Genomic DNA, 24,795 nt, shown 5'->3' on the forward strand with positions numbered 1-24,795 from the left:
TGCCATTGAGGGGGGCTCCGTCGCTCCGGATCACTCGACAATCTGTTGTGTGATGTTCAGATTTTAAGCCAGTTCCCAAGAAACGTTCATAGGTTGACGTTCAGAAGGCGGTTGGAGGGTCGTCGCCCGAGACACGGCGACGGCGGCCGGCCGCCCGAGAATGCGAAACCACTGATAGTTAAGGAGTCTCGATGACTGGCAACGATGATCGTAAGCCCACCGCGGACGACCGCGGCGAAAACGAAGGCAATGGGAATCCGAAGGAGCCGTATGTGGAGAACCCCAACGGCTACGGCGCGAACTATGTGAACCAGCCGCCGCAGGGGCAGTATGGCCAGCCCCAGCCGGGGCAGACGGCTGACCCGAACGGCCAGGGGACTCAGAATGGTCAGAATGCCCAGAGCGGTCCGAATCCGTATGGCGGTCCGTATTACGGCCAGCCCGGCCAACAGGGCCAGCCCGGCCAACCCCCGTATGGCTATGGTCAGCCTTATGGCGGTCCGTATTATGGTCAGCCCTACGCCGGCCAGCCCTATGGCCAGTACCAGCAGAATCCCTATGGCGCTGGGTGGTATGGTCAGCCGGGCGCCGGTCCCGCCGGCGGTCCCGCGCAACCCGGTTCGCAGGGCCAGCAGGGCCCGCAGTACGGCCAGCCCTATGCCTACGCGCCCCGGCAGCAGCCCGGTCAGCCTGGCCAGCCCGGCGGGCAGGGCGGCCAGAATAACCCGAACGATTGGTACGCCGAATTCTCCCGCACCGACTTCAATCCCTTCAAACTGATCGAGGAGCGGCTGCCGCAGAAGGCCAAGAACTGGATCAAGGCGGTCTATGCGGTGGTGGGCGCCGCCGAGCTGCTGATCGGCCTTGCCCTGCTGGTCTGGCCCGGTCCCACGCTGGTGGTCGCGACCATCGCACTCGCGATCTACTTCATCATCTCCGGCATCGTGCGCGCGGTCACGGCCTTCGCGGTGCAGGGCGTGCCCGCCGGCTGGCGCGTGCTGGATGTGGTGGTGGGCGTGCTGCTGGCGATCGGCGGCATCGTGATGCTCAAAAACACCACGCTGTCCGCATCCACGCTGCTCATGCTCATCACCTCGCTGGTGGGCATCGGCTGGATCATGGAGGGCGTGATGAGCCTGGTGGAGTCGTGGCGCGTGCCGTCCTCCGGCTGGGCGGTCGCCTACGGTCTGATCTCCGTGTTCGCCGGCTTCGTGGTGCTGGTCTCGCCCATGCAGTCCACGGTGTTCCTGGTGGTCTTCGCCGGATGCGCGCTGATCGTGATGGGCGTCACGGCCATCGTCCGTGCCTTCAAGTTCGGGCGGGTTTCCGGAAAGTGACGCGGCCGGCCGGTTGTTGGGCGTTCGCGCTATGGTTATGTTCTAACTGAGAACCATGTTCGGTAGAAAGAAACTCATGATTGAACTCAAAACGCCTCAGGAAATCGAAGAGATGAAGCCCGCCGGCCGTTTCGTCGGCAGCATCCTGCGCGAACTGCGCGACATGACCAAGGTCGGCACCAACCTACTGGAGATCGACGAATTCGTGCACAAGAAGATCGTCGATCGCAAGGGGGCCTCCTCCTGCTACGTCGACTACGCGCCCGATTTCGGCACCGGCCCGTTCGCCCACTACATCTGCACCTCCGTGAACGACGCGGTCCTGCATGGCGTGCCCTATGACTACAACCTCAAGGACGGCGATCTCGTCAGCCTCGACCTCGCGATCAACGTGGACGGCTGGGTGGGCGATTCCGCCATCAGCTTCGTGGTCGGCAAGGATCAGGCCGCCGATGATCTGCGTCTGATCAAGTGCACCGAGGAGGCGCTCGCCGCCGCCATCGAGGTCGCGCAGCCGGGCAATCGTCTGGGCGATGTGTCCTCCACCATCGGTGACATCGCGCGCGAGTACGGCTACCCGATCAACCTCGAGTTCGGCGGCCACGGCGTGGGCCACATCATGCACGGCGATCCGCACGTGCCGAACGACGGCCGCGCCCACCACGGCTACAAGCTGCGCCCAGGCCTGGTCATCGCCATCGAGCCGTGGTTCCTCAAGACCACGGACGAGATCTACCAGGATCCGAAGGACGGCTGGACCCTGCGCGCCTCCGACGGCTCGCGCGGCGCCCACTCCGAGCACACCATCGCGATCACCGAGAACGGCCCGGTGATCCTCACCGCGCGCGACTGATTCGCTCGCGAATTCTCAAGCCCCTTCCGCGCTTGGCGTCTCCCAGCGGGTGGAAGGGGCTTCTTGCTATTCGGAGCCGGTCCCGCTGTCATCCTGAGCGGAGCCCGATAGGGCGGAGTCGAAGGATCCTTAACTCTGCGCACCAAATGATTGGTGTGTAATGGCCAAGGATCCTTCGCTGCGCTCAGGATGACAGCGGGGGCACATCGCTCAGGATGACCGTGCGGGCACGTCGCTCAGGACGGCAACTGCGCATCCGGCCTCCCGGTGTGGCGCGGACGGGCGGCGCGGACATCCCATGCCCGCATTTCAAGCATGAAACATGCCGTTTTACAGGCGGTTGATATGGTGGGGGCTCAATATCACGCCGAAAGGGGTAGCAATGGCCACTGCCAAGCTGGATGTCGATGCAAGCAAGTATGAGCTGCCGGTCGTCAAAGCGACCGCCGGGCCCGACGGCATCGTGGTGTCGACCCTGCGCAACGACGGTTGGGTCACGCTGGATCCGGGATTCCTCACCACCGCGCAGTGCGAGTCGAAGATCACCTACATCGACGGCCAGCATTCCATCCTGCGCTACCGGGGCTACCCCATCGAGCAGCTGTGCGAGCAGTCCGACTTCCTGGAGGTCGCCTGGCTGCTGCGCTACGGCGAGTTGCCCACCCAATCGGAATTCGACAAGTTCGTCAAGGACATCAACCACCGCACCATGGTGGGGGAGGACTTCCGCACCTTCATGGGCTCGTTCCCGCGCACCGCGCACCCCATGAGCGTGCTCGCCTCGGCGGTCAACGCGCTGGCCACGTTCTATCCGGACACCACGGACATCAACGACTCCGACCAGCTGGACGAGGCTGCCACGATCATCATGGCGAAGGTCCGCACGATCGTGAGCTACATCTTCCGCCGCCGCCGCGACGAGCCGATGCTCTACCCGGACTACGCGCGCGGCTATGTGGACGATTTCCTGCGCATGTGCTTCGCGGTGCCGTACGAGCCATTCGATTCCGATCCGCTGTACGTGCACGCGCTGGGCCGTCTGCTCATCATCCACGCCGATCACGAGCAGAACTGCTCCACCTCGGTGGTGCGCATCGCCGGTTCGGCCCACGCCAACCTGTATTCGGCGGTGGCCGCCGGCATCAACGCGCTGTCCGGCCCGCTGCATGGCGGTGCGAACGAGGCCGTATTGCGCCAGCTCAAGGCCATCCGCGATTCGGGCAAGACCGTACGTGAGTTCGTGGAGGACGCCAAGAGGGACGGCGTGCGCATCTCCGGTCTGGGCCACCGCGTGTACAAGTCGTACGATCCGCGCGCGGCCATCGCCCGCCAGTACATGGACAAGATCATGGAACGCGAGGACACCTCGAAGCTGCCCAGCGACGAGCGTGCGCTGTTCGATGTGGCCAAGGAGCTGGAGAGCATCGCGCTGAGCGACGATTACTTCGTCTCGCGCAACCTGTATCCGAACGTCGATTTCTACACCGGCCTGATCTATCGCGCGATCGGCTTCGATCCGGCCATGTTCACCACGCTGTTCGCGCTGGGCCGCATCCCCGGCTGGATCGCGCAGTACCGCGAGATGCTCGCCGATCCGGCCACGCGCATCGGCCGTCCGCGTCAGGTGTACACGGGCGCCACGCTGCGCGATTACGTGCCGATCGACCAGCGCTAGGCCATCGCCCGTCCGGCGGCTGTCGGATCAGGTTGGATCAGGTCGGATCAGGTCGGATCGCGGTCGAATTAGTTCGGATCAGTGTCAGGGCTTCGAAGGACGCCGTGTTTGGGCATGGGAAACCAAGGCCGCAAACACGGCGAAACCAGCCCTGATCCCCGAATGTCCCCAAATGCCGGGCGCGAAGGGTGTGCGCCCTCGCGGTTTCAACGTTGAAACCTTTCAGTGTTAACGATAATGTGCATTGATATCCGGCCGCAATCGACCACTTTCCGTTTCCGTGAAGGTGATGGGGGTGTCTGTTGCCTTCCAAGCCGGTATTTCAACGATTATAATGAATGATGGGGTACGAGATGTGACGTAGATCACACCGGAATGCGGGCGTAACAGTTCCATTGTCGCTTGCCCGATCGCCACACCATGTCGCCGCCGAGCTGCCTGACGACAGTCTGATGCGCGTTAAGGCCATGCCCGCCCAATGCGGCGTCGTCGCCATCGGACTCGTTGGCGTCCCGCAAGTCCGCATCGTCGGTTCTCGAAGCGTTCCACATGCACTGCTCGTTGATCTCCACAACCGTGCCCGCCGCATGCACGGACAGATCGTAGACGCTGTCCTCGGGTCTGCAGTGCTTGTTCACATTGGCGCACAGTTCGTGCAGCAGGGCCAGGATCTCGTCGCCGGTCACCGCATCGGGCACGCGGCTGAGCGTTCCGGTCACGCGCATGGTGCCATGGAAGCCCAGTGCGGACAGGCGATCGTGCTCGTCCTTGGCGTCCTGACGCAGGAGGCCAAGGAAAGCCTCCGTGCTCAGGCCCCGTCCGTGTGTGGGGGAGATGATGCGGTCCGGTTCGTCCGCAGCGCGCGGACGGGCATCCCGGGTGTCCGGGCCGTGAATCTCAGGCTCCCCGGGACGATTCCCGGCGATGCTCTCCCGCGCGTCCAGCAGCTGTTCGATCAGCTCGTGCAGGTTGCGCAGGGCTTGGGTGATGGCCTCATTGACGCGGGTCCATGCCTCACGCTGCTCCTCATCCGTCGCCTCGCGGGCCTGGCGCTGCGATTCTCGCGCGGCCAGCGACAGACGGTTGCTCACCTCGTCATGGATGCGCGCCGCAAGCTTGGCCCGCTCGAGTTTCCGGTTGTCCGGAACGATGGGCTCAGAGGGCATAGCGCCGTCCGTTCTTCTCGCTGCCGGTCCACCGCAGCAGGGCCTGCCAGCGCGTGTTGACGCCCAATTTGTGCATGGAGGTCTGCACGTGCTTGCGCACGGTGTCCCGGCTCACGTTCAGCCGCTGCGCGATCGTCTCGTCGTCCAATCCCTCGGCGAGCAGATCCATGGTCTGCGCCTCGCGCGTGGTGAGCATGTCCTGCACCGTGGCGGGGGCGTTCTCAAGACGGAAGTGGGCCATGGGCGCGGTCTCGAAGCCGTCGCCGCCATAGACCCCGCCATCCGCAACGGCGGTGAGGCCGGCGATCAGATCCTCCTCGTCGTTCTTGGTGGCGATGCCCTGCGCACCGGCGCGGCTGGCGTCGGCGGCATAGACGGCCAGTGCGAAGGAGGTGATGGCCAGCAGCGACACCTCGTCACCGGCCCGGCGGATGCGCCGGCACACCGTGAGGCCGGAGAGCACCTCCATGGACATGTCCACCATCATCACATCCGGCTGCATGTCCGGATTGGAGGCATAGGACAGCGCTTGGGAGCCATCGCGCGTGGTCCACAGCAGGGTCGCCTGGGGGATGCGCTCTCTGATGATGCGCTCCAGCGACCACAGCGACATCTCGTCGTTGTCGACCATCCCGAGCGTGAATGCCGCAGGTCTGCCGGCACCATCCATTGCGCAACCTCCGTGTGTGTGACGGAAGGCTCCCCCTCTTGAGCGCCTTCTTTACTACCAAAACCCAGTATAACCGCGGTTTTCGGCGGCTTTCGGGCAGTCCCTCACGGAAACGGAAGGTTGTGCGTTGCCGGGGCGAAGATGGCCGGATTATTCTGAAGGTGACGGATTTCGCAGGTGAAATCCCCTGGCAGGGAGGCTCGGATGGGCGGGCGTGGCATGGGACGCGGATGGCGCGTGGCGACGGGGACGATAGCATTCGCATGCATGATCGCGCTCGCCGGCTGCGGCGGGGATGCCGGACGGGGGCAGGAGGCGGATCGCGGAGCGGTGCTCAACGGCATGCGGTCCACCTACGCGCAGTACGCCGATTCGGTCGAGATCAACGCCAGCCGCAGAAGCCAGATCGATTACATGCTGGAGTGTAACAAGCAGGGCAAGGATGTTGTTGAGTCGGTGCTGTCGGACAATGTCATCACCGCCGACGAGATGAACGATGTGGAGCGTCAGGCCGTCGGCTGCTTTGCGCGCTACGGCTATAAGGTCAATGTCGATTACTGGTTCGCGAAGGGCGGCGGCATCGGGGCGGGCAATGAGAAGACGATGCCTGTTGGTGATCCCAAAGTGCAGGATATACAAGCCGAATGCGAAAACGGCACCGGGTACAACATATTGGTCAACGCATACTACAGCGCCTATTACAATCCCGACGACATCGATCTGGACCCATATCGGTTCCAATGCTTCGTCGAGCATGATCTGGTGGACAAATCCATGTCCTACGACGAGTTCAATCGTCTGCGCAAGGAAAGCAAGAACCCGTACATCGGCAACCCGCAAAGTTATGGCAGTCCCGTGCATGACGTGTGGTTCTCGTGCACGTCCGACCCGCTGCACAACATCAGTGACTCGCCGCTGAAGAAGCGAGATAATGCTGTACAATAAAGTTAAAGGAGATCCAATGAAGATTTCGACAATGCTACTTATGGTTATCCTTGGGGTTGCAATTCAGTGTCGGCTATCACATCTGAGATAGATAGTGTGGATCAATTCGCCATTTTACAGCTCAGATAGTATATGTGAATTGGCCTCCATGGTTAATGTGGATATGTGGTCAGTGACGGTGAAGGTCTTCCTTATGCTTGGCTGCCGTATTTATGACTCCTTGGTGGCTTTCACATCAAGTCTAGTAGGGCCTCGAACGGGTTGGACGTGTACCATTCACGTTCTGCCACCGGAGGCGCTTGCGTCATTCTGGAACGAATCGTACGCTGAAGGTATTGGGATTCAGTGGTGAATCCCACGGATGACTGGCTGTGAAGCTTACTGAAGAGCTTGAGGCCAGGGAAAGGATGTAATTATGAACACATGTCGTGATCGAGGTGGGCGGCGATCTCGAAGGGGACTTAAGGTAGCTGGTGCCGTGGCCTCGGTGGCGGTGGTGCTCTCGATGTCCGGAGTATTGGTAGGAGGGGCATATGCATCCATTGATGCAGAAGCTTCTACTGGTCAAGCCGCTACGGTGTATTCCGCTCAATGGGAATGTGACTTTAGGCAGGAAGATACGCCTGCCCCCATTGGTGATCATCGCTATGTCATCAACAACACTTGTGACCAAGGACTGCGTCATTGGGTCATCATTGGTGATGATTATTGCTTTAGGGGACAGCAGTATCGAGTATATCCTGCCAGTAAATCTGATGATTGGTGTGATTGGTACATCAACTATCGAACTCCAGGAAAGGTTCCATCGATTTCTGCGAGCTGTGTCAATGTCGATGCTGATCTTAGTCTTGCTATTAATCGTTGGGGAAACTACTTTGGTTAATTTGTAGTTTCTAACAATTGGCCATCATATTATATATGATGGCCAATTATAGTTCTTAAGGATATATAAAATGTATAAGCGTAGATTGCTTGTTTTGGTATCAATGCTGGTCCTTCTATGCACTTCCTGTGGTTCAAATGATAATGCGATTATCAATCAAGATTCTTTGCTTAATGGTATGAGATCGACTTATGGGCAATATACTGATTCAGTATTGGTTAATAATACATACAAAAATGAAATTAACTATCAATTGCAGCATAATGAATTAGCAAGAGATGCGGTTCAGGAAATAATGTCGGACAGTGTTATTACTGCCGATGAGATGAATGATCTTGAACGTCAAACTGTAGGTTGTTTTGCGAAATATGGATACAAAGTCAATGTAGATTATTGGTTTGCAAAAGGTGGTGGAGTTTCTGCAATGAAAATAAAAACAATGCCACCTAATACACCTAAAATGAATTCAATTGAAGATGAATGTGAGTCAGCTAATGGTTATAGCATAATTGTATATGCATACTATAAAGCTCTGTATAATCCAGATGATATTGATCTAAATCCATATCGGTTCCAATGTTATCAAGAACATGATCTTGTTGATAAGGATATGTCCTACGACGAATTTAATCGTCAGAGGAATGAGAATAAAAATCCTTTCATCGGCAATCCGCAAAGTTATGGCAGTTCCGTGCACGACGTGTGGTTCTCATGCACGTCCGACCCACTGCACAACATCAGCAACTCGCCGTTGAAGAAGTAGGCCGCGCCATGCCTTCCGTGCCATGCCACGCCGGTTCGCCGGCTTGTCGTCCGAATGGTCGGAATCGGCGCGATCGACGGTCTGTCAGCGAGGCGGAACTGTAGACTGAAGGCAACGTAGGGCGCGAGGACGCGCGGGAAGGAGACCGTCATGTTCGGACATGGGAAGGACGGCGGGAAAGATGGCATGGGCGGCAGGGCCGCGGCCAAGGGCAAGGGACGCGGCGGCAGGCCGGGAGGCGGGTTTGCGATCGGAAGGCAGATGACCGCGCTCATCGCGGTGGCATGCCTGCTGATCGGCGCGGGCGGCGCGGCGGTGATGTTGGCACCCCATCCGCCACAAGTGCTGGCGCAGGCCAATGCGAACGCGGCCATGACCATCGAAACCCAGCAGGTCAACGACGGGCGATCCATCACCATCAGCGCCGAGGAGATCTCCATGGCGCCCGTGGTCGCGCCCCGGTCCGGCATGGTCACATCGTCGAACTGCAAGCCCGGCACGACGCTCGCCTCCGGCCAGTCGATCATGTCCATCGACGGCGCGGGCGTGCTACTGCTCGCCACCGCCGAACCGCTGTGGCGTCCTTTGAGCGTGGGGGAGAAGGGCGCGGACGCCGAAGGGCTCAACAACGCGCTCAAGGCGATCGGCGCGGGGGATGTGTCCGGGGACACGGTCACGCGCGCGACCATCGAGGCCTTCGCGGCCGCGGCGGACAAGGCCGGCGTGACGTGGGACAAATCGCATAACGCCATCACCATGCAGGACGTGGCATGGCTGCCCGCCGACGGCGTGACCATTTCCGGATGCCCCGCGCCCGTGGGGCAGATGATCGGTCAGGGCCAGCCCATCGCCCAGCTGCCCGCCATGGCCGGCTCCGCCAAGGCCCAGTCGCTGCCCGAAGGGGCTGTGGCCGGCGAGCGCGTCATCCAGTCCGGCGATGCGACGCTGGACATCAGCGAACAGGGCGACGTGGCCGATCTCGCCGCGTTCTCCCGCACGCGCGCGTTCGCATCGTCCGGCAGCATGCAGGGCGGCACCCGTCAGGTCTCCGTGCAGTGGATGCTCAAGAACCCCGTCACCGTGGGCGTGGTGCCCGCCTCCTCCATCGGGACCATGAACGGCGAGCGGTCCGGCGGCGCGCAGGCATGCATCGTGGTTGCCGGCGGCTCAGAGAATACCACGGGAGACAGGGCCGTGGGCGTGAACATCGTGGGGTCGATGCTTGGGCGCACCTACATCCAGGGCGCGGACGGAAGCATTCCGTCCGGCAATGTGCGGCTCACGCCCAACGCCGGGGGATGCGCATGAGCGGGTCGGCGGGCGTGGTGAGTGCGTCGGCGGACGTGGCTGTTGGTGCGGCGATCGCCGGTGAGGCCACCGCATACGTGCACCTCAACGATCTGGGCCACGCCTACACGCCAGGCGACTTCCTCTTCCGCCACCTCAACGCCACGCTGGTCGCCGGGCGCATCCATGCGCTGATCGGCCCCTCCGGTTCGGGTAAGTCCACGCTGCTCGCGATTCTGGCCGGTTGGCTCGAACCCACCGAGGGCGCGGTGGAACGCCATCATGCGGACGCGATGAACTGGGTGCCGCAGCTGCCGCTCGGCGTGGCCGGACGCAACGTGCTCGACCATGTAGCCCTGCCCATGCTGGTGGCCGGCGTGCCGCGCGAGGTGGCGAACGGCGAGGCGCGGCGGATTCTGGGCCAGTTCGGACTCGAGGACGTGGAGGACCATCCCTACGGCAGCCTGTCCGGCGGCGAGGCGCAGCGGCTCATGCTCGCCCGCGCGGCCGCCACCAAATGCGACCTGCTGCTGGTGGACGAGCCCACGGCGTCGCTCGACCGCAACAGCGCGCGCACGGTGATCGCGCACATCCGCGGTCTGGCGAACCGCGGGTGCGTGGTCGTGGTGGCCACGCACGATCTGGAGCTGCGCGACGCCTGCGACGATGTGGTGGATCTGGCGGACGCGCAGGACCGGGGCATTGATGAGCCCGCCGCGGGGAACTCCGCCACAGGGAATTCTGCTCAGGGGGAGGCGGCATCATGAGCGGGCGACACGGCGACGCATCCTGGTACTGGCCCCTGTCCGAGGCCATGCGCGATCTCAAGGCCGGCGTGGGCAATCCGGTGCTGTGGGCGTGCGTGCTCATGGCCATCCTGCTCATGTGCGGGGGCGCCGACGCGCTGGGCGTGCGGCAGATCACGGACACCGCGTGGACCTACCGGGAATCCGGCGGCGACATCCTGACCATCAGCTCGCCCGGCGGCATCCGCGGACGTGACTGCGCGGCCCTGTCCTCGATCGACGGCGTGGAGGGTGCCATGGCCATGCGCGGGGCCGATGCGGTCACGCCCATCGCGCTGCCTGACGCGCCGTACCCGGCCTACGAGGTGACCGGCGGTGCGCGCAATCTGGTGGACATCACCGGCGACGACGGCTTCGTGATCGCGGACAAGGTGGCCCAGCAGCTCGGACTTGCGGCCGGGGACGATCTGGTCACCGAGGACGGCGTGCGGCACCGGGTCACCGGTACCTTCGCGTGGCCCAGCGACGGCAGACTGCCCCAATACGCCTCCACCGTCCTGCTCGCCGTGCCCGCCACCGACCTCGACACCATGTTCGATGCCTGCTGGGTGCGCGCCTGGCCCATGACCACGCAGGTGCGCGACGCCCTGAACTCGGTGGTCTCCAAGGCGGACGCCTCCGTTCCGGGACTCGGCGACATGCCCACGCCCGCCAAACTGAACCCGCTGCTCGCCGGCGTAGCGCCCGGTGCGGCCGACTATAAGGCGCGCTTCACCCGGTTCGCGGTCATCCCGGCGATGCTGCTCGCCGCCGTGACGGGTGCGGCGAGCGTACTGCAACGTCGCGTGGAGATCGCCATGCTCAGGCAGTTCGGAGCCTCCGGTCCGCAGGTCGCGGAGAAGATGCTCGCAGTGGCGCTCGGCTGGTCGATTCCGGCAGCGCTTGCGTCCCTGGGCGCTCTGTGCCTGATGCTGGCGCCCGGTGCGGGATCGCTTCCGGATGCTCTGGCATTGGTGTGCGATGTGGGCCTGCGCGTGGTCGCGGGCGGGCTCGCCGGACTGTATCTGGGCGTGATCGCGGCGTCCTGCTCCGTCAGTCCGAGCGCTCTGCCGTCGCTGGTGAGGATCCGGTAGCCCTCGGTCCGTTCCAATCTGCGTGTTCGTTCCAATCTGCGCCTTCGAAATCGCAGATTGGAACGAGTCTGCGTCTAGCGGCCTTGATTGGCTTTCCAATCTGCAGTTTCTTTCCAATCTGCGAAAATCGGGGCGCAGATTGGAAAGGTTGGGAAGATTGGAAAGGTTGGAATGATCGTGCGGCTGGAACAATCGGCCAGCGGCTGGAGTACTGTGGGTGTATTGGACCGAGACCCAAGGACTGGAGGGGAACCATGGTTCAGGAATCGTTCCGTATCGGCGCGGATGGAACAACCCGGGAGCTGTTTTCGTTCGAGGATGCGATCAGGCAGTTCGTGTACGTGGAGATGCCGTTCGACGGCGACGGCGACGGCAAAAACGATCTGATCCGCGTGGACATCATCCGCCCGCGCGAGCTTGACGAACACGGCCGCGTCCCGGTGATCTACGAGCCGAGCCCCTACTATGGCCAGTTCCCCCGCCACGGCGAGCGCAAGACGTACCTGCACGATGATGACAAGTGGAACAGCCCGCTGGTCACCTTCCCGCTGTTCTACGGCAACTACTTCGTGCCGCGCGGATATGCGGTGGTGCTTTCGGACAGCGCCGGCACCGGCCTGTCGCAAAGCTTCTGCGACATCGGCGGCAGACGCGACGTCGCCTCCGTCACGGCCGTCATCGACTGGCTCAACGGGCGTGCCAACGCCTACTGGTCGCGCGACGATCGCAGCGAATCGAACCGCGCCACCGCATACTGGGCGTCCGGCGCGGTGGGCATGCTCGGACAGTCGTACGACGGCACGCTGCCGATCGGCGCCGCATCCACCGGCGTGGAGGGACTGAAAACGATCGTGCCCATCTCCGCCATCTCCAGCGAATACGATTGGTACCATCCCAACGGCTGCCTGCTGGACGGCGACGACGCGGACGGCGGCTGGTACGAGCCGTACAACTTCGCCGAAAGCCTGATGTCCACCGCGAACGGCCTGCTGCAGCGCTTCGAGGTGGCCCCGAACGGGTACAAGGAGCTCAAAGAGGGATCGGACAAGGCCCACCGCAGCTACAACGACTTCTGGCGCGATCGCAACTACCGGCTCCGCATGGACCGGTTCAAGGCGAGCGTGTTCATCGTGCACGGCGCGAACGACCTCAACGTGATGATGAATCAGGTCGAGCCGTTCTGGAAGCTGCTTGGCGAGTACGGCGTACCGCGCAAGATGTGGCTGCACCAGTACGCGCACGACGACCCGTTCGACTTCCGCCGCGCCACGTGGGTGAGCACCATCCACCGCTGGTTCGACCACTGGCTGCTGGACGTGGACAACGGGATCATGAGCGAGCCGGCCGTCTCCGTGACCGATCCGCAGGATGTGTGGCTCGACTACCCGACCTGGCCGGTGCCGGGAACGCGGATGCATGACTGGACCGTACGCGCGGGGAATGATGGCCCCGTCACCCCCGCGTCTTCCCCTGCGAAGAGCGATTGCCCCGCGTCGTCCGCGTCGTCCCCTGCGAAGAGCGACTGCCCCGCTGCTTCCCCTGCGAAGAGCGACGGTCCCGCGTCTTCCCCTGCGAAGAGCGACTGCCCCGCGGCTTCCCCCGTCATCCTGAGCGAAGCCCGTCAGGGCGAAGTCGAAGGATCCTCGGCAGGCCCTTCCGCAACCATCGCCGCCGAACCGTTCCATTTCAAGGGCGCGCGCGTCAAGGAATTCGTGCCGTACTTCGATCTGGACAAGCCGCGCGACGATCGCATGCTGGCCCTGAGCGCGCCGATCGAGCGGGACATGCACCTGTCCGGCTCCCCGCGCATCAGCCTTCGCGTGAGGCTTGCGGCCACCGGCCCCGAGGCCGCGAAGACCACCGAACTGGACACGAACATCGCCGTGAGCCTCGTGGAGTACGGCGAGGGCAACTACGTGCAGCCCGATCCGGACCTGCATGTGATGACCGAGATCGCGGACAGGGCCAGCACGTTCGGCCAGTGCACCCCGCAGGACAAGGCCACCTACAAGGTCAAGGTGCCGCGCAGGGCCTACGAGATGGAGTACGTGGTCACGCGCGGATGGCTCTCGCTCGCGCATCGCGAGTCCTTCGAACGCTTCGAGCCGGCACCCGTGGGCCGGTGGCTGGAGGTGTCGCTGCCGCTTCTCGCCTGCGACTGGACCGTGCGCGCCGGCCACCGCCTGGGCCTGCAGATCGCCAACACCACCACGCGCCTCGCCAAGGTCCCGCTGGCCGACTTCGACGTGGACGTGGCCTCGGTGCGGCTCGAACTGCCGTACTGAGGCCGTGGCCGGCGGCGTCCGGCGGCCACGGCTCCGATGCGGTCGCGTCAGTCGAAAGTCTGCACCGGATCGACGTCGAGGTAGACGATTTGGACGTTGTTGGCGATCTGGCAGGAACGCACATTCGGATCCAATCGATCGAACGACGGGAACTTCAGGTCCTTGCTGTCCTTTGCATAGTCCTTTGCCGTGTATGACATCGGCACCACGTTTGCCTTGTGCAGACAGTCGACGATGGCTTCGTCGGGATCCTGATACAGGTTCGGATTGCCGATCAGAATCCCGTACAACAAATCGACGTAGTTGGTTTCCTTCCACTCGCAGGAGGCATACGAGTTATTGCCCTTCATGCTGGCGCCGTCGATGGCGGCCTGCGAGATCATGCCGTTGGCATACCGTATGAGCACTGGTTCGGGGTCGCCCTTCGCCGTGACGCATGAGGTGTAGTTGGACCACGCGCGCGCATAGTCCCCGGGGGTTACGGTGCCGGTATCCACTATGCGGCGGAGGATTTCCAGCTGGGCGTCGGAGGTTTGCCATTCGGGGTTCTGCCCGCGTTGCGCATAGACGAGTTGACGCGCCGCATACTCCTTGAAGGATTCCGCCAGCTTGGGCTTGGATGTGTTGGCTGGCGATGATGATGTTTCAGCGGGCGATGCACCGGTCTGAGTGGCATCCATTCCCGTTTGGCCGACCGTTCCGTTCGCGTTGCCCGCGCACCCCGCCGCGAGTGCGGTGATCATCGCGATGATCGTTGCCGCTGCCGTGATCTTGTTTCTCATGCTGTTCACGATGCCACCCCCGCGTTCCGCATTGATCTACCTCGATCAACTGAGTCCAGTATACAGTATGGGGATGTTCGTGGATCGTGGAATGATGCAAGCCAGACCGGTAGTAAAACGTGAATGGATACACGTCCAACCCTTTCTCGGTATGTCTACACTGGTGTAGAAGCCACCAAGGAGTCATAAATGCGGCAGCCAAACTTAAGGACGACCTTCACCGTCGCGATCGTGGACAATGATCCGATGTCCCTCAAATCCATCACATCGCTTGTCGCATCCTCCCTGCCGCAGGTTCGGATCCTGTGGGCTGTGGAACAGGGCAGTCAAGCGGTCTGCCTTGCCACCAAGTCCGATTCCCAGCCCGATGTGCTGCTGGTGGACATGTCCATGGAGGACATGCCGGGATCCATGGTTTGCAGACGTATCCGTCGGGCCACGGATCAGGTGTCCCTGCTCGCAATGACGTCATTCTCCGTACAGATCTACGCAGACCAGGCTTGGCGAAGCGGTGCGCAGGGCATCGTCGGCAAAGGCGATGGCGATGAATTGATCCGGGCGTTGCTGGCCGTGGCCAATGGAAGCACGTACGGCGACGGGGGATTCGAGTCCGGGGCATTATCGCATTTTCGCATCCAAAGCTCTCGTCCCACGAAAAAGGATCTGCTGAGTGACAGGGAAATACAGGTTATGGATCTGCTTGCCGAGGGACTTGAAGATGATGAGATTGCGGAAAAGCTGAACATAGGGCGTACCACGGTCCGCAAGCATCTGCAGTCCGTCAAGCAGAAACTTGGCGCTCGAAATCGAATTCAAATGGTACTTCGATGGATGAAATCTGAATAACAATAAGTTTAAAGCAATAATAGAGATTTTGGAAAAAGATAGTATATGATGCAGGTATTTCAATCAATAAAAGAACATACGAACGGTATCGTACTATTTGTGTTACCAATTCTGGGACTATCTCTATGGGAAGCAACGGTTGCACCGCCAAGCAATGCATTAAGTGCAATTATGTATGTGATATCGCTTGTTGCGCTGATCTTGCTGACTTGGAGACCCCTGCTGTTCAGTCTACTACTGTTGGTAGTAGATATTGCATGCAGTATTACTCCCTTCATTAACTCAACATCGTCTCAATTCTGGACAACATTGTTAGCCCTTGGATATATAGGGTACACATCTCGTATTTTATTAATAACAGCATCATTAATGTTAGGCGTCATTGCTCAAAGTGTCCAAAGATATTTACAAATAGGAAGTGCCTCATCCGATAATCTACTATTTTTTATAATTATGATGTCATTTGCTGTACTGGCAGGATATGCTCTTCAGCAAAAGAATAATATATTGCAATTACAATTAGAAAAGAAGGATCAGGATCGGAAGCTTCAAATTGCTTTGCAGCAAAACCGTATTGCAGAACAAATACACGATATGGTGAGCAATAATCTTTCCACCATTGCCCGTGAATCGCAGCAACAGCTACATCAAGACAGAAATCCACAATATCAATCTTGGGTAACTGTTAATCATTTGGCAACTGATTCAATATCGCAATTACATCAACTCATTGATGAACTACTTGAGTTTGCAGAACCATCTTCCGTTGATTCATCAGCGGCTGAATTTTCTAAGGCATTAGTGCAATTAGTTCGTGAGCAGCAGTATATCCTCGAAAGTCAAGGATTCCCATGCTTGATGAATGTCACTGGTAATGTGAATCATACCCCATCTCTTGAAATACAACGCGAAATATTCAGTTTAATCATTGAGCTCAGTACGAATATCAAAAAGCACTGCCAGCAGGGAACGGACTGCGAACTGTCCATACATTGCTTACCGGACACTATCGTGCTAAGCGAACGCTGCGTCTTCGCAAATACCGTCAATCAACAAGAAAAGCGGCACAACTTAGGAGGCTATGGTTTGAAAACACGAAAACAACTCATTGAAAAGCTAGGTGGTCAATTTGTTTGGGAAGAAACAAGCAATGAGTGGACTTGTTATGCTAGCATACCTTTATAAATGTCTTCACCGTCGTGAACTACATAACCACATTAACCATGGAGGGCAATTCATGTATACTTGCTGAGATGTAAAACTAATCACTTGATCTATGTCATCTATCCCGGATATGATATTTGATACTGGATTAACAAACCCAAGGATGATCACAAGCAATGTTGCTGAAATCTTCATTGCATCTCCTTTCAGCTTCATTCTTTATGCTACAGCATAATTTCACTTCTTCAACGGCGAGTTACTGATGTTATGTAGTTGCTCTTCACGTTTTACCACCGACTTCACGGACACGGAAAGTCCTGTCTTGCGTATGGCGTGGCCGTCTGCCTATGCTTGGATCGTGGGCAACAAAGCGGTACCGCCCACATGAACAACAAGTTAACCGAGATCATAGTCATTACTATTCTTTTACAGAAAGCAGGTCATTATGTCTACCAAGAAAGCTATCAGTGCTCTTTCCGCATTGCTGACGATCGGCCTTGTCGGCTGCATGACGCTTCCCGCAAGCGCGCTTTCCGAATTGCCTTGTGATTTTCGCTGCACTGCGGAAGTCAACGTTTCCGATTCGCAGGATTATTCTCTTGCCATTTCGCGAAGCCATGTTGAAGTTTCTGTATGGGCTCGCGCGATTCAGGATGGTCGAGTGGATTATGACGGAGCTGAGCCTGGAGGGCTTGCGCTTGCTGAAATCTGGGGTTCGCCGGTCTATCTGAATGATTCTGCAGATGCCGGACGAATGGGATAGTCATTATCCATATTCTGAGGTTGGCGTAGCACATCCGTGTGTTGCGTCAACCTCCTGCGTAATGATTCGTCGTCTGAAAGGGAAAGTCATGAATGGGCATGTGGAGGTTCGATCTGTTGTAGCGACCTTGATGATTGTTGTGATGCTGGGCTTGGCGGGTTGCGCCGCCAATGGCAGTTCCCAGGCCGGTCAATCCGCGCCGTCGGTGCAGGCGTCGTCCGATTGCGGTGGTGGTTCGTCTAACTCGTCCGCGCAGGGACAGCGGTTGGCATCCAGTCTGGATGATTATATTTGTCAGGCCAGTACGTGGAAGGACATTTCGGAAAAGCAGCGTAAGATCCTTCAGGAGGCGCGGGCAAACCATGGCGTCACGACTGCGCAGTATGAGAGGGCGTGGTCGGACTTCCGCACATGCCTGATCAATCGAGGATACAAATCATTCGATCTCATCAAGTTCCCGAATGGCGTATATAAAATGCCCCTGATCACTTCGGCGCCAACGGAGGCGCAGCAGAATAAATACTATTCGGATTACACTGACTGCCTTCAAGAGGAAGTCATGGGCATAGATGCCGTATTCAATAAGCAGGTCGGCAATCCCTCGCTGTACCGGGAGCCGGAGGATGGGGTGGCCGACTGCCTGCGCCGAGAGAATCTGGTGCCCAAGGACTACACCGCGGACACGCTGCGCAAGGAGCATAGCGCCCGGAAATATGAGCATTTCAATATCCGCGATATGCGGGTGCGGGGATGCTTCGCCGCGAACAACTGGAATGTCAACTTTGCCGATGAAGGGGCGGCGGACATCTGGTAGGTGGGTGCGCCTCTGACGTGCCATGGGTTGGGCCGCGGTATGGGGCGGTCCAACCCATGATTGCCTGGTACAGCTTGTTCGCTGCGCGCGGCCGTTACTTGTGGTACGGCTCGTGGGCGTTGATCTTATAGGTGCGGTAGATCTGTTCGAGGAGGATCACGCGCATGAGCTGATGGGGGAAGGTCATGCGCGAGAAGCTCAGCAGGTAGTCTGCGCGTTTGAGGATCGAGGGATCCAATCCGAGCGACCCGCCAATGATGAGCTGGATGTGGCTCACCCCGCGCAGGCCCAGATCGGCCACCTTCGCCGCCAGCTCCTCGGAGCTCAGCTGCTTGCCCTCGATCGCCAGCGCGATCACATAGGCGTCGGGCGCGATGTGCCTGGCGATGCGCTCGCCCTCGATCTCCTTGATGCGCCGATCGGTGCCCTCGCTGGCGTTCTCCGGCGTCTTCTCGTCGGCCACCTCCACGATGCCCAGCCTGCAGTAGCGCGACAGCCGCTTCGAGTATTCGGCGATCGCGTCGCGCAGATACGATTCCTTGACCTTGCCGACGGTGATGAGCGTGATCTTCATGGAGTCCACTCTAGTGGCAGTGGCGGTTCAGCGGGCATGTCCTTGCGCTGTCATCCTGAGCGAAGCGAAGGATCCTTCGTCATTGCGCATTGGTCATTGGTGCAGGGGTGTTAAGGATCCTTCGCTGCGCTCAGGATGACGTTGGGTGGGCTCGCTCAGGATGACGGGGCAACGTCATCCTGAGCGAGCGGAGCGGAGCCGAAGGATCCTTAATTTCCTGCACTATGCCTCTGTGCGTAGTGGCCAAGGATCCTTCGCTTCGCTCAGGATGACATTGATGGTCTGATTTCGACGCCACCCCCGGATGATACGATCGTTCCAATTTGCGGATGAATCGGGCCACTGGACGGGAGGAGAATCGCATGCGCACCGTTTTGGCGAGATTCCGGATCAAACCGGGGAAAGAGGATCTGGCGCGCGAGTGGATGGGATTCCTGGCCGATCATCTGGACGAGGGAAATGCGACGTTGCCGGATGAGGGCGCGCATGTGGAGACATGGTTCCTCAATGAGGAGCCGGATGGGCTGTGGTCGTATGTGTACACGATCGTCGATGATCCTGACGCGCAGCAGGAGCGGTTCCAACATAGCGAGCATGCGATCGATGCCAAGCACGCCGAATACATGAGGCAGTGCGTCGATTACCACACCTTTACCGAGTTGACGCCCGCCGTGGCGCTGGGCGACTATTCGGTGTTCGAAAGCTGACTGTCGGCGGATGCCTTGACCGTGACATGGCGTGGGGCGTGACCGGGTGTGTGACGCGGGGTGTGACCGGGCGTGCGAGTGTGACATGGGGTGTGACCGGGTGGTGTACACTCCCGGTCACGGGGTTTTGAAAACGGCTTAATTCCAAGGTTTTTCGAGGGCCGTGACCCGGTGTGGCCACCCCATGTCACGGTCGCGCACGCCCCGTCACGCCCCGCGTCACGGTCGCACGCCCGGTCACGCTTTCGCGGTCATCCTGAGCGAGGCGAAGGATCCTTAACCTTTCGCATGGGCGACTATGTGCGTAGTGGCCAAGGATCCTTCGCTCCGCTCAGGATGACGTAGGGTCTGGTTTGTCATCCTGAGCGAAGCGAAGCGGAGTCGAAGGATCCTTAACCCTCACTCCGTTATTGCACAATCAGTTCTTATGCCGAGCCGTGAAGCGGGAAGCCCGGTGGGCTTCCCGTAGGCGAGGGGAGCGGCCACTACGGCCGCGACGGTTGCATAAGAACGTCAGTTCTTATGCAACTTGGCGTTGAGCTCAATGCCGGTCTTGCGGTAGCGGGCCTCGATGCGGCCGTTGACCGAGTTGCGGATGAAGAGGATGTTGTCCTTGCCGGACAGATCGGCGCCCTTAACCACCTCGAGGGGCTCGCCGGCGGCGGCCTTGGCCTTGTCCCAGATGGTGACCTTGGTGCCGGCGGTGACGTACAGGCCGGCCTCCACGACGCAGTTGTCTCCCAGGGAGATGCCGATGCCGGCGTTGGCGCCCAAGAGGGAGTGCTCGCCGATGGAATTGCGCAGCTTGCCGCCGCCGGACAGGGTGCCCATGATCGAGGCGCCGCCGCCGATGTCGGAGCCGTTGCCCACCACGACGCCCTGCGAGACGCGGCCCTCGACCATGGAGACGCCCAGTGTGCCGGCGTTGAAGTTGACGAAGCCGGCGTGCATGACGGTGGTGCCCTCGGCGAGGTGGGCGCCCAGACGGACGCGGTCGGCGTCGCCGATGCGCACGCCGGTGGGCACAACGTAGTCGATCATGCGCGGGAACTTGTCCACGGACAGCACGTTGACGTCGGCGGTGGGCAGCGGGGAGCCGGCGACGGCCTTGAGCACGTCGAGCTTGCGCAGGGCGAAGTCCTCCACGGCGAACGGGCCGTAGTTGGTCCACACCACGTTGTTGAGCTTGCCGAAGATGCCGTCGAGGTTCAGCGTGTTCGGCTTGGCCAGGCGCATGGACATGAGGTGCAGCTTGAGGTAGGCGTCGGTGGCGTCCTCGATCGGATCGTCGAGCTTGGAGACCGTGAACACCGGGACGCGGCGGACTCCGCGGGCGTCGGCGTCCTCGCGGGCCAGCGCGCCAAAGTCGTGGTTCGGACGGTCGGCCTGTGCCGGGGCCTCGCCCAGGGTCAGCTGCGGATACCACACGTCCAGCGTGTTGCCGGCGGCGTCAACGCTCGCCAGACCCCAGCCCCACGCGGTGCGTTCGTTCGTCATTGGATCGCTCCTTACATATATTGGCAATATGATCGGCATGCCCGGCCGATTGGTCCGGACCGATGGTTCCAGTGTAGGGCGATTCGCCGGCCATGAACGGTTTTGACCGAAATCCAGCGTGATCGGTACAATGTCTCACCGTGAGTGATTACCGGACCGAACGAGAGCAGCGCGAACGCCGCCGCCGCAATGTGATGCGCGCGGTGTGCGTCGTCGTGGCCGCGGCCATGCTCGTCAGTCTGGTCATCCCCGCGATCTACGCGGGTCTTTGACGTCCCCTCGTCCCGGCGGCTGAAGCGTCCCAGACCGCTGATGAGCCCGCATGCGGGTGCAGTGTGCAAACAATCAGGTTTTTCACAACTAGAAATGTATGGTGGTAACGATGGCAGAATTTGATTTCTCGCAGGCGATCGGCGAAGCCCGATCCAAGTACGACACGATCGCCGAGGCGCTCGACGTGGACAAGCTCAAGGCCCAGATCAAGGATCTTGAGTCGCAGGCCAGCGAGCCGGGCCTCTGGGACGATCCGGACAACGCCCAGAAGATCACGAGCAAGCTGTCCGCCGCGCAGTCCCAGCTCAAGAGGCTCACGGACATGAACACGCGCATCGACGACGTGGAGACGCTCGTGGAGCTCGCGCGCGAGGAGGAGGACACCGACTCCCTGGCCGACGCGAAGACCGAGGTCGAGTCGATCGCCAAGGATCTGGACGACCTTGAGATCCAGACCCTGCTGGACGGCGAGTACGACGAGCGTTCCGCGGTCGTCACGATCCGCTCCGGCGCCGGCGGCGTGGACGCGGCCGACTTCGCCCAGATGCTCCTGCGCATGTACCTGCGCTACTGCGAGCGCAACGGCTTCAAGGCCAAGGTCATGGACACCTCCTACGCGGAGGAGGCCGGCATCAAGTCCGCCACCTTCCAGGTGGACGCCCCCTACGCCTACGGCCGACTGAGCGTGGAGGGCGGCACCCACCGCCTGGTGCGCATCAGCCCGTTCGACAACCAGGGCCGCCGCCAGACCAGCTTCGCCGCCGTGGAGGTGGTCCCGCTGGTGGAGGCGACCGATCACATCGACATCCCGGACACGGACATCCGCGTGGACACCTACTGCTCCTCCGGCCCCGGCGGCCAGGGCGTGAACACCACGTACTCCGCGGTGCGCATCACCCACCTTCCCACCGGCCTCGTGGTCACCATGCAGGACGAGCGCTCGCAGATCCAGAACCGCGCCGCCGCCATGGCCGTGCTCCAGTCCCGACTGCTGGTGCTGCGCCACGAGGAGGAGGCCAAGAAGAAGAAGGAGCTCGCGGGCGACATCAAGGCCAGTTGGGGCGATCAGATGCGCTCCTACGTGCTGCACCCGTACCAGATGGTCAAGGATCTGCGCACCGGCTACGAGACCAGCCAGACCCAGGCCGTGTTCGACGGCGACATCGACGGCTTCATCGCCGCCGGCATCCGCTGGCGCCACCAGCAGCGCCGCGAGGCCGCCGAGGAGTAAAACCGACGGCAGCGGCGGGCGCGCGGATGACGGGTCGCGGCCGCAGTACGGCGATGGCACGAGCTTGAAGGAATGAGGCATATGGCACTGATTGCATTGGATCATGTGAGCAAGATCTATCCGAAGGGTTCGCGCCCCGCGTTGGACGACGTGAGCCTTGAGATCGAACGCGGCGACTTCGTGTTCCTCGTGGGCGCGTCGGGCTCCGGCAAGACCACGCTGCTGAGCCTGCTGCTGCGCGAGGAGGAGGCCACCGAGGGCGAGATCCGTGTGGCCGGCAACGATCTGCGCCGCATGCCCGCGCGCCAGATCCCGCAGTACCGCCGCTCCATCGGCTTCATCTTCCAGGACTACAAGCTGCTGGCCAACAAGACCGTGTGGCAGAACGTGGCGTTCGCGCTCGAAGTGATCGGCACCCGCCGCTCCACCATCAAGTCCCTGGTCCCGCAGGTGCTCAAAACCGTGGGTCTGACGGGCAAGGAGCGGAACTTCCCGCACGAGCTGTCCGGCGGCGAGCAGCAGCGCGTGGCCATCGCCCGCGCGTACGTGAACCATCCGCAGATCCTGCTGGCCGACGAGCCCACCGGCAACCTCGATCCCACCACGTCGCTGGGCATCATGGAGGTGCTGGACGCGATCAACCGCACCGGCACCACGATCGTGATGGCCACGCACAACGAGGAGATCGTCAATTCCATGCGCAAGCGCGTGGTGGAGCTCAAGGCCGGTCGGATCATGCGCGACGAGAGCCACGGATCGTACGATTCCGCCCTGTTCTTCCCGGACGTCGAAGTGGCGAGCCGAGCCCACGAGGCGATCCACGGCGACGGCACCCCTGCCGCCGAGCTCTCCCTGCCGGAAGGATCCGCCACCGATCCGTCGGCCGTCACGAACGTGTCCGTGCCGGACGCTTCCGGGGACGATGGCATCGCGCGCCTGGCCAATTCCGTGCATTCGGGCCGCACCGGCCGCTACGGCGAGGTCTTCCAGTCAGTGGAGGACACGCTCACGTGGGGCAAGGGCTTGGATCTTGAATCGATGGCCGCCGCCCAGGCAGCTGCATCGGAGCCCGCCGCGAAGGCGGAGAAGGACGCGGTCGATTTCGAGACCGTGGAGCCCGTCGCTGCGCAGTCCGATGATGAGCCCGCCGCCGCGGAGTCTGCCGTCCAGGAGACATCCGCCCCCGAGCCCAGTGCCCGGACGGCTTCGGAGCCTGTCCCGGAGCCCACGTTGGCCGAGACCACGCAGGCCATGAATCCCGCCGATCTGTTCGGCGACGGCACCTCGGCGGACGATCCGGCGCCGGATGCCAAGCCCGCCGCAAGCCCGTTCGCCCCGCCCGCCCCGCCGGCGCCACCGGTCCCGCCCGCGCAGGGCAGGGGAGGCCGCTTCGCCCACCGCGCGGGTGGCAGCGACGATCCGAACGGAAGCCGGAACTTTGATCCGAAGGGGAACAACTGACATGAGGACCCGTTTCATCCTGTCCGAGACCTGGACCAGCCTCAAGCGCAACGGTTCGATGATCCTGTCCGTGATGCTGGTCACGTTCATCTCTTTCCTCTTCATCGGCTCCTCCGCGCTCATGCAGGCGCAGATCACCAAGGCCAAGGGCACCTGGTACGACCAGGTGGAGGTCGTGGTCTACTTCTGCCCGGACGGCACCAGCCAGGCCGCCTCCTGCGCATCCGGCAAATCGCCCAGCCAGCAGGAGATCGCCGATGTGATCGACCTCATCCACGAGGAGCTGCCGAACGATGTGGCCAACATCACATACGTGAGCAAGCAGGACTTCTACAACGACACCTTCCTCAAGGAGTACCCGAACGGCGAGTACAACGGGCGCACCCTCACGGCGGCCGACATGCAGGATTCGCTGCGACTGAAGCTCAACGACCCCACCAAGTATCAGGTGGTCTCCGAGGTGCTCTCCGGCCGCACGGGCATCGAGGAGGTGGTGGACCAGCGGCAGATCTTCGACCCGATCTTCAAGGTCCTCAACCGAGCCACCGCCGTGACCGCCGCGCTCGCCGTGGTGATGGTTGTGGTGGCCATTCTGCTTACGGGCACAACGATTCGCATGTCCGCCGCGTCGAGGCGCAACGAGACCGAGATCATGCGTCTGGTGGGCGCGTCCAACTGGACGATCCGCCTGCCGTTCATCCTCGAGGGCATGTTCGCGGCCCTGCTCGGCTCGCTGCTGTCCGTGGGCGCGTTGGTGGGGATCGTGAACACGTTCATCACCAACTGGCTGGCCCAGACGGTCAGCTGGATGCCGTTCGTGAACCAGACCACCGTGCTGCTCATCGCGCCCGCACTCGTCGCCGGAGCCCTGCTGCTGTCCGCACTCGCCTCGGCCGTGTCGCTGCGGCGTTATCTCAAAGCGTAAAACTCCCAGCTCGCT

24 protein-coding genes are annotated in these 24,795 nt (G+C 61.0%); 19 read left to right on the forward strand and 5 right to left on the reverse strand.

The window, feature by feature from the left end; genetic code table 11:
- Positions 1 to 305 precede the first annotated feature (305 nt).
- From EMO90_RS01635 to EMO90_RS01645, 3 genes are all read left to right on the forward strand, one after another.
- A complete protein-coding gene (locus EMO90_RS01635) occupies positions 306 to 1,337 on the forward strand; it encodes an HdeD family acid-resistance protein (protein WP_395952688.1) in 1,032 nt (343 codons plus the stop codon).
- A 76-nt stretch (positions 1,338 to 1,413) separates the two neighbouring features.
- Positions 1,414 to 2,190: a type I methionyl aminopeptidase gene (map, locus tag EMO90_RS01640; RefSeq protein WP_150354059.1), complete on the forward strand. Its 777-nt coding sequence runs from the start codon at positions 1,414 to 1,416 to the stop codon at positions 2,188 to 2,190.
- A 382-nt stretch (positions 2,191 to 2,572) separates the two neighbouring features.
- Entirely contained in the window at positions 2,573 to 3,865 is a 1,293-nt protein-coding gene (locus EMO90_RS01645) for a citrate synthase (protein WP_150354058.1), read from the forward strand.
- 365 nt (positions 3,866 to 4,230) lie between these two features.
- Here the strand turns inward: EMO90_RS01645 and EMO90_RS01650 are convergent, their stop codons facing one another.
- Positions 4,231 to 5,031 (reverse strand): sensor histidine kinase, encoded by an 801-nt coding sequence (locus tag EMO90_RS01650; RefSeq protein WP_150354057.1) that lies wholly within the window; start codon positions 5,029 to 5,031, stop codon positions 4,231 to 4,233.
- Positions 5,021 to 5,701 (reverse strand): response regulator, encoded by a 681-nt coding sequence (locus tag EMO90_RS01655; RefSeq protein WP_150354056.1) that lies wholly within the window; start codon positions 5,699 to 5,701, stop codon positions 5,021 to 5,023. The genes EMO90_RS01650 and EMO90_RS01655 overlap by 11 nt, the downstream gene beginning before the upstream one ends.
- Positions 5,702 to 5,968: 267 nt before the next feature.
- On the opposite strand from EMO90_RS01655, the gene EMO90_RS01660 reads away from it, so the two are divergent.
- The 7 genes from EMO90_RS01660 (at position 5,969) to EMO90_RS01690 (ending at position 13,743) form a co-directional block, all read left to right on the forward strand.
- Positions 5,969 to 6,646: a hypothetical protein gene (locus tag EMO90_RS01660; RefSeq protein ID WP_150354055.1), complete on the forward strand. Its 678-nt coding sequence runs from the start codon at positions 5,969 to 5,971 to the stop codon at positions 6,644 to 6,646.
- 478 nt (positions 6,647 to 7,124) lie between these two features.
- Positions 7,125 to 7,529 (forward strand): hypothetical protein, encoded by a 405-nt coding sequence (locus tag EMO90_RS01665; protein WP_150354054.1) that lies wholly within the window; start codon positions 7,125 to 7,127, stop codon positions 7,527 to 7,529.
- Positions 7,530 to 7,599: 70 nt separating this feature from the next.
- Positions 7,600 to 8,292: a hypothetical protein gene (locus EMO90_RS01670; RefSeq protein ID WP_150354053.1), complete on the forward strand. Its 693-nt coding sequence runs from the start codon at positions 7,600 to 7,602 to the stop codon at positions 8,290 to 8,292.
- A 150-nt stretch (positions 8,293 to 8,442) separates the two neighbouring features.
- Positions 8,443 to 9,600 (forward strand): hypothetical protein, encoded by a 1,158-nt coding sequence (locus EMO90_RS01675; RefSeq protein WP_150354052.1) that lies wholly within the window; start codon positions 8,443 to 8,445, stop codon positions 9,598 to 9,600.
- Positions 9,597 to 10,346: an ATP-binding cassette domain-containing protein gene (locus tag EMO90_RS01680; RefSeq protein ID WP_150354051.1), complete on the forward strand. Its 750-nt coding sequence runs from the start codon at positions 9,597 to 9,599 to the stop codon at positions 10,344 to 10,346. The genes EMO90_RS01675 and EMO90_RS01680 overlap by 4 nt, the downstream gene beginning before the upstream one ends.
- Positions 10,343 to 11,458 carry an ABC transporter permease family protein gene (locus tag EMO90_RS01685; RefSeq protein ID WP_150354050.1) on the forward strand — a complete coding sequence of 372 codons (1,116 nt, stop codon included), beginning with the start codon at positions 10,343 to 10,345 and terminating at the stop codon, positions 11,456 to 11,458. Before EMO90_RS01680 ends, EMO90_RS01685 begins: the two co-directional genes overlap by 4 nt.
- Positions 11,459 to 11,712: 254 nt before the next feature.
- A complete protein-coding gene (locus EMO90_RS01690; protein ID WP_150354049.1) occupies positions 11,713 to 13,743 on the forward strand; it encodes a CocE/NonD family hydrolase in 2,031 nt (676 codons plus the stop codon).
- A gap of 47 nt (positions 13,744 to 13,790) precedes the next feature.
- Here EMO90_RS01690 and EMO90_RS01695 read toward each other — a convergent pair whose 3' ends face one another.
- Positions 13,791 to 14,525: a hypothetical protein gene (locus tag EMO90_RS01695; RefSeq protein ID WP_150354048.1), complete on the reverse strand. Its 735-nt coding sequence runs from the start codon at positions 14,523 to 14,525 to the stop codon at positions 13,791 to 13,793.
- Between the two features lie 189 nt (positions 14,526 to 14,714).
- On the opposite strand from EMO90_RS01695, the gene EMO90_RS01700 reads away from it, so the two are divergent.
- The 4 genes from EMO90_RS01700 (at position 14,715) to EMO90_RS01715 (ending at position 18,112) form a co-directional block, all read left to right on the forward strand.
- Positions 14,715 to 15,371, forward strand: a complete 657-nt coding sequence (locus EMO90_RS01700) for a response regulator transcription factor (protein ID WP_150354047.1) — start codon at positions 14,715 to 14,717, stop codon at positions 15,369 to 15,371.
- 45 nt (positions 15,372 to 15,416) lie between these two features.
- On the forward strand, positions 15,417 to 16,556 hold the full coding sequence (locus EMO90_RS01705; protein ID WP_150354046.1) for a sensor histidine kinase: 1,140 nt from the start codon (positions 15,417 to 15,419) through the stop codon (positions 16,554 to 16,556).
- Positions 16,557 to 16,980: 424 nt separating this feature from the next.
- A complete protein-coding gene (locus EMO90_RS01710) occupies positions 16,981 to 17,298 on the forward strand; it encodes a hypothetical protein (RefSeq protein ID WP_150354045.1) in 318 nt (105 codons plus the stop codon).
- Between the two features lie 88 nt (positions 17,299 to 17,386).
- On the forward strand, positions 17,387 to 18,112 hold the full coding sequence (locus EMO90_RS01715) for a hypothetical protein (RefSeq protein ID WP_150354044.1): 726 nt from the start codon (positions 17,387 to 17,389) through the stop codon (positions 18,110 to 18,112).
- A gap of 94 nt (positions 18,113 to 18,206) precedes the next feature.
- Here EMO90_RS01715 and rlmH read toward each other — a convergent pair whose 3' ends face one another.
- Complete coding sequence (gene rlmH, locus EMO90_RS01720; protein ID WP_150354043.1) at positions 18,207 to 18,686, reverse strand: 23S rRNA (pseudouridine(1915)-N(3))-methyltransferase RlmH; 480 nt, start codon at positions 18,684 to 18,686, stop codon at positions 18,207 to 18,209.
- A 362-nt stretch (positions 18,687 to 19,048) separates the two neighbouring features.
- Here rlmH and EMO90_RS01725 point away from each other — a divergent pair, with 362 nt between their 5' ends.
- Positions 19,049 to 19,393, forward strand: coding sequence for a DUF6176 family protein (locus tag EMO90_RS01725; protein ID WP_150354042.1), 345 nt, complete (start codon positions 19,049 to 19,051; stop codon positions 19,391 to 19,393).
- 513 nt (positions 19,394 to 19,906) lie between these two features.
- Here EMO90_RS01725 and dapD read toward each other — a convergent pair.
- A complete protein-coding gene (gene dapD / locus EMO90_RS01730) occupies positions 19,907 to 20,890 on the reverse strand; it encodes a 2,3,4,5-tetrahydropyridine-2,6-dicarboxylate N-succinyltransferase (protein ID WP_150354041.1) in 984 nt (327 codons plus the stop codon).
- Positions 20,891 to 21,030: 140 nt separating this feature from the next.
- Between dapD and EMO90_RS12575 the strand changes: the two genes are divergently transcribed.
- The 4 genes from EMO90_RS12575 (at position 21,031) to ftsX (ending at position 24,780) form a co-directional block, all read left to right on the forward strand.
- A complete protein-coding gene (locus tag EMO90_RS12575) occupies positions 21,031 to 21,162 on the forward strand; it encodes a hypothetical protein (RefSeq protein ID WP_263390662.1) in 132 nt (43 codons plus the stop codon).
- Positions 21,163 to 21,272: 110 nt separating this feature from the next.
- The gene (gene prfB, locus EMO90_RS01735; RefSeq protein WP_150354040.1) at positions 21,273 to 22,394 is read left to right on the forward strand and encodes a peptide chain release factor 2; all 1,122 of its coding nucleotides are present in this window, start codon (positions 21,273 to 21,275) and stop codon (positions 22,392 to 22,394) included.
- Positions 22,395 to 22,475: 81 nt separating this feature from the next.
- Entirely contained in the window at positions 22,476 to 23,855 is a 1,380-nt protein-coding gene (gene ftsE / locus EMO90_RS01740) for a cell division ATP-binding protein FtsE (RefSeq protein ID WP_150354039.1), read from the forward strand.
- 1 nt (position 23,856) lies between these two features.
- Positions 23,857 to 24,780: a permease-like cell division protein FtsX gene (ftsX, locus tag EMO90_RS01745; protein ID WP_150354038.1), complete on the forward strand. Its 924-nt coding sequence runs from the start codon at positions 23,857 to 23,859 to the stop codon at positions 24,778 to 24,780.
- Positions 24,781 to 24,795 lie beyond the last annotated feature (15 nt).

The organism is Bifidobacterium vespertilionis, from assembly GCF_008698145.1.
Lineage (GTDB): Bacteria > Actinomycetota > Actinomycetes > Actinomycetales > Bifidobacteriaceae > Bifidobacterium > Bifidobacterium vespertilionis.

Excerpts from the sequence above, each read along its gene's own strand:
- map (WP_150354059.1), top strand. The coding sequence starts at position 1,414 with ATGATTGAACTCAAAACGCCTCAGGAAATCGAAGAGATGAAGCCCGCC.
- EMO90_RS01645 (WP_150354058.1), top strand. The coding sequence starts at position 2,573 with ATGGCCACTGCCAAGCTGGATGTCGATGCAAGCAAGTATGAGCTGCCG.
- EMO90_RS01650 (WP_150354057.1), bottom strand. The coding sequence starts at position 5,031 with ATGCCCTCTGAGCCCATCGTTCCGGACAACCGGAAACTCGAGCGGGCC.
- EMO90_RS01655 (WP_150354056.1), bottom strand. The coding sequence starts at position 5,701 with ATGGATGGTGCCGGCAGACCTGCGGCATTCACGCTCGGGATGGTCGAC.
- EMO90_RS01660 (WP_150354055.1), top strand. The coding sequence starts at position 5,969 with ATGATCGCGCTCGCCGGCTGCGGCGGGGATGCCGGACGGGGGCAGGAG.
- EMO90_RS01670 (WP_150354053.1), top strand. The coding sequence starts at position 7,600 with ATGTATAAGCGTAGATTGCTTGTTTTGGTATCAATGCTGGTCCTTCTA.
- EMO90_RS01675 (WP_150354052.1), top strand. The coding sequence starts at position 8,443 with ATGTTCGGACATGGGAAGGACGGCGGGAAAGATGGCATGGGCGGCAGG.
- EMO90_RS01680 (WP_150354051.1), top strand. The coding sequence starts at position 9,597 with ATGAGCGGGTCGGCGGGCGTGGTGAGTGCGTCGGCGGACGTGGCTGTT.
- EMO90_RS01685 (WP_150354050.1), top strand. The coding sequence starts at position 10,343 with ATGAGCGGGCGACACGGCGACGCATCCTGGTACTGGCCCCTGTCCGAG.
- EMO90_RS01690 (WP_150354049.1), top strand. The coding sequence starts at position 11,713 with ATGGTTCAGGAATCGTTCCGTATCGGCGCGGATGGAACAACCCGGGAG.
- EMO90_RS01695 (WP_150354048.1), bottom strand. The coding sequence starts at position 14,525 with ATGAGAAACAAGATCACGGCAGCGGCAACGATCATCGCGATGATCACC.
- EMO90_RS01700 (WP_150354047.1), top strand. The coding sequence starts at position 14,715 with ATGCGGCAGCCAAACTTAAGGACGACCTTCACCGTCGCGATCGTGGAC.
- EMO90_RS01705 (WP_150354046.1), top strand. The coding sequence starts at position 15,417 with ATGATGCAGGTATTTCAATCAATAAAAGAACATACGAACGGTATCGTA.
- EMO90_RS01710 (WP_150354045.1), top strand. The coding sequence starts at position 16,981 with ATGTCTACCAAGAAAGCTATCAGTGCTCTTTCCGCATTGCTGACGATC.
- EMO90_RS01715 (WP_150354044.1), top strand. The coding sequence starts at position 17,387 with ATGAATGGGCATGTGGAGGTTCGATCTGTTGTAGCGACCTTGATGATT.
- rlmH (WP_150354043.1), bottom strand. The coding sequence starts at position 18,686 with ATGAAGATCACGCTCATCACCGTCGGCAAGGTCAAGGAATCGTATCTG.
- EMO90_RS01725 (WP_150354042.1), top strand. The coding sequence starts at position 19,049 with ATGCGCACCGTTTTGGCGAGATTCCGGATCAAACCGGGGAAAGAGGAT.
- dapD (WP_150354041.1), bottom strand. The coding sequence starts at position 20,890 with ATGACGAACGAACGCACCGCGTGGGGCTGGGGTCTGGCGAGCGTTGAC.
- prfB (WP_150354040.1), top strand. The coding sequence starts at position 21,273 with ATGGCAGAATTTGATTTCTCGCAGGCGATCGGCGAAGCCCGATCCAAG.
- ftsE (WP_150354039.1), top strand. The coding sequence starts at position 22,476 with ATGGCACTGATTGCATTGGATCATGTGAGCAAGATCTATCCGAAGGGT.
- ftsX (WP_150354038.1), top strand. The coding sequence starts at position 23,857 with ATGAGGACCCGTTTCATCCTGTCCGAGACCTGGACCAGCCTCAAGCGC.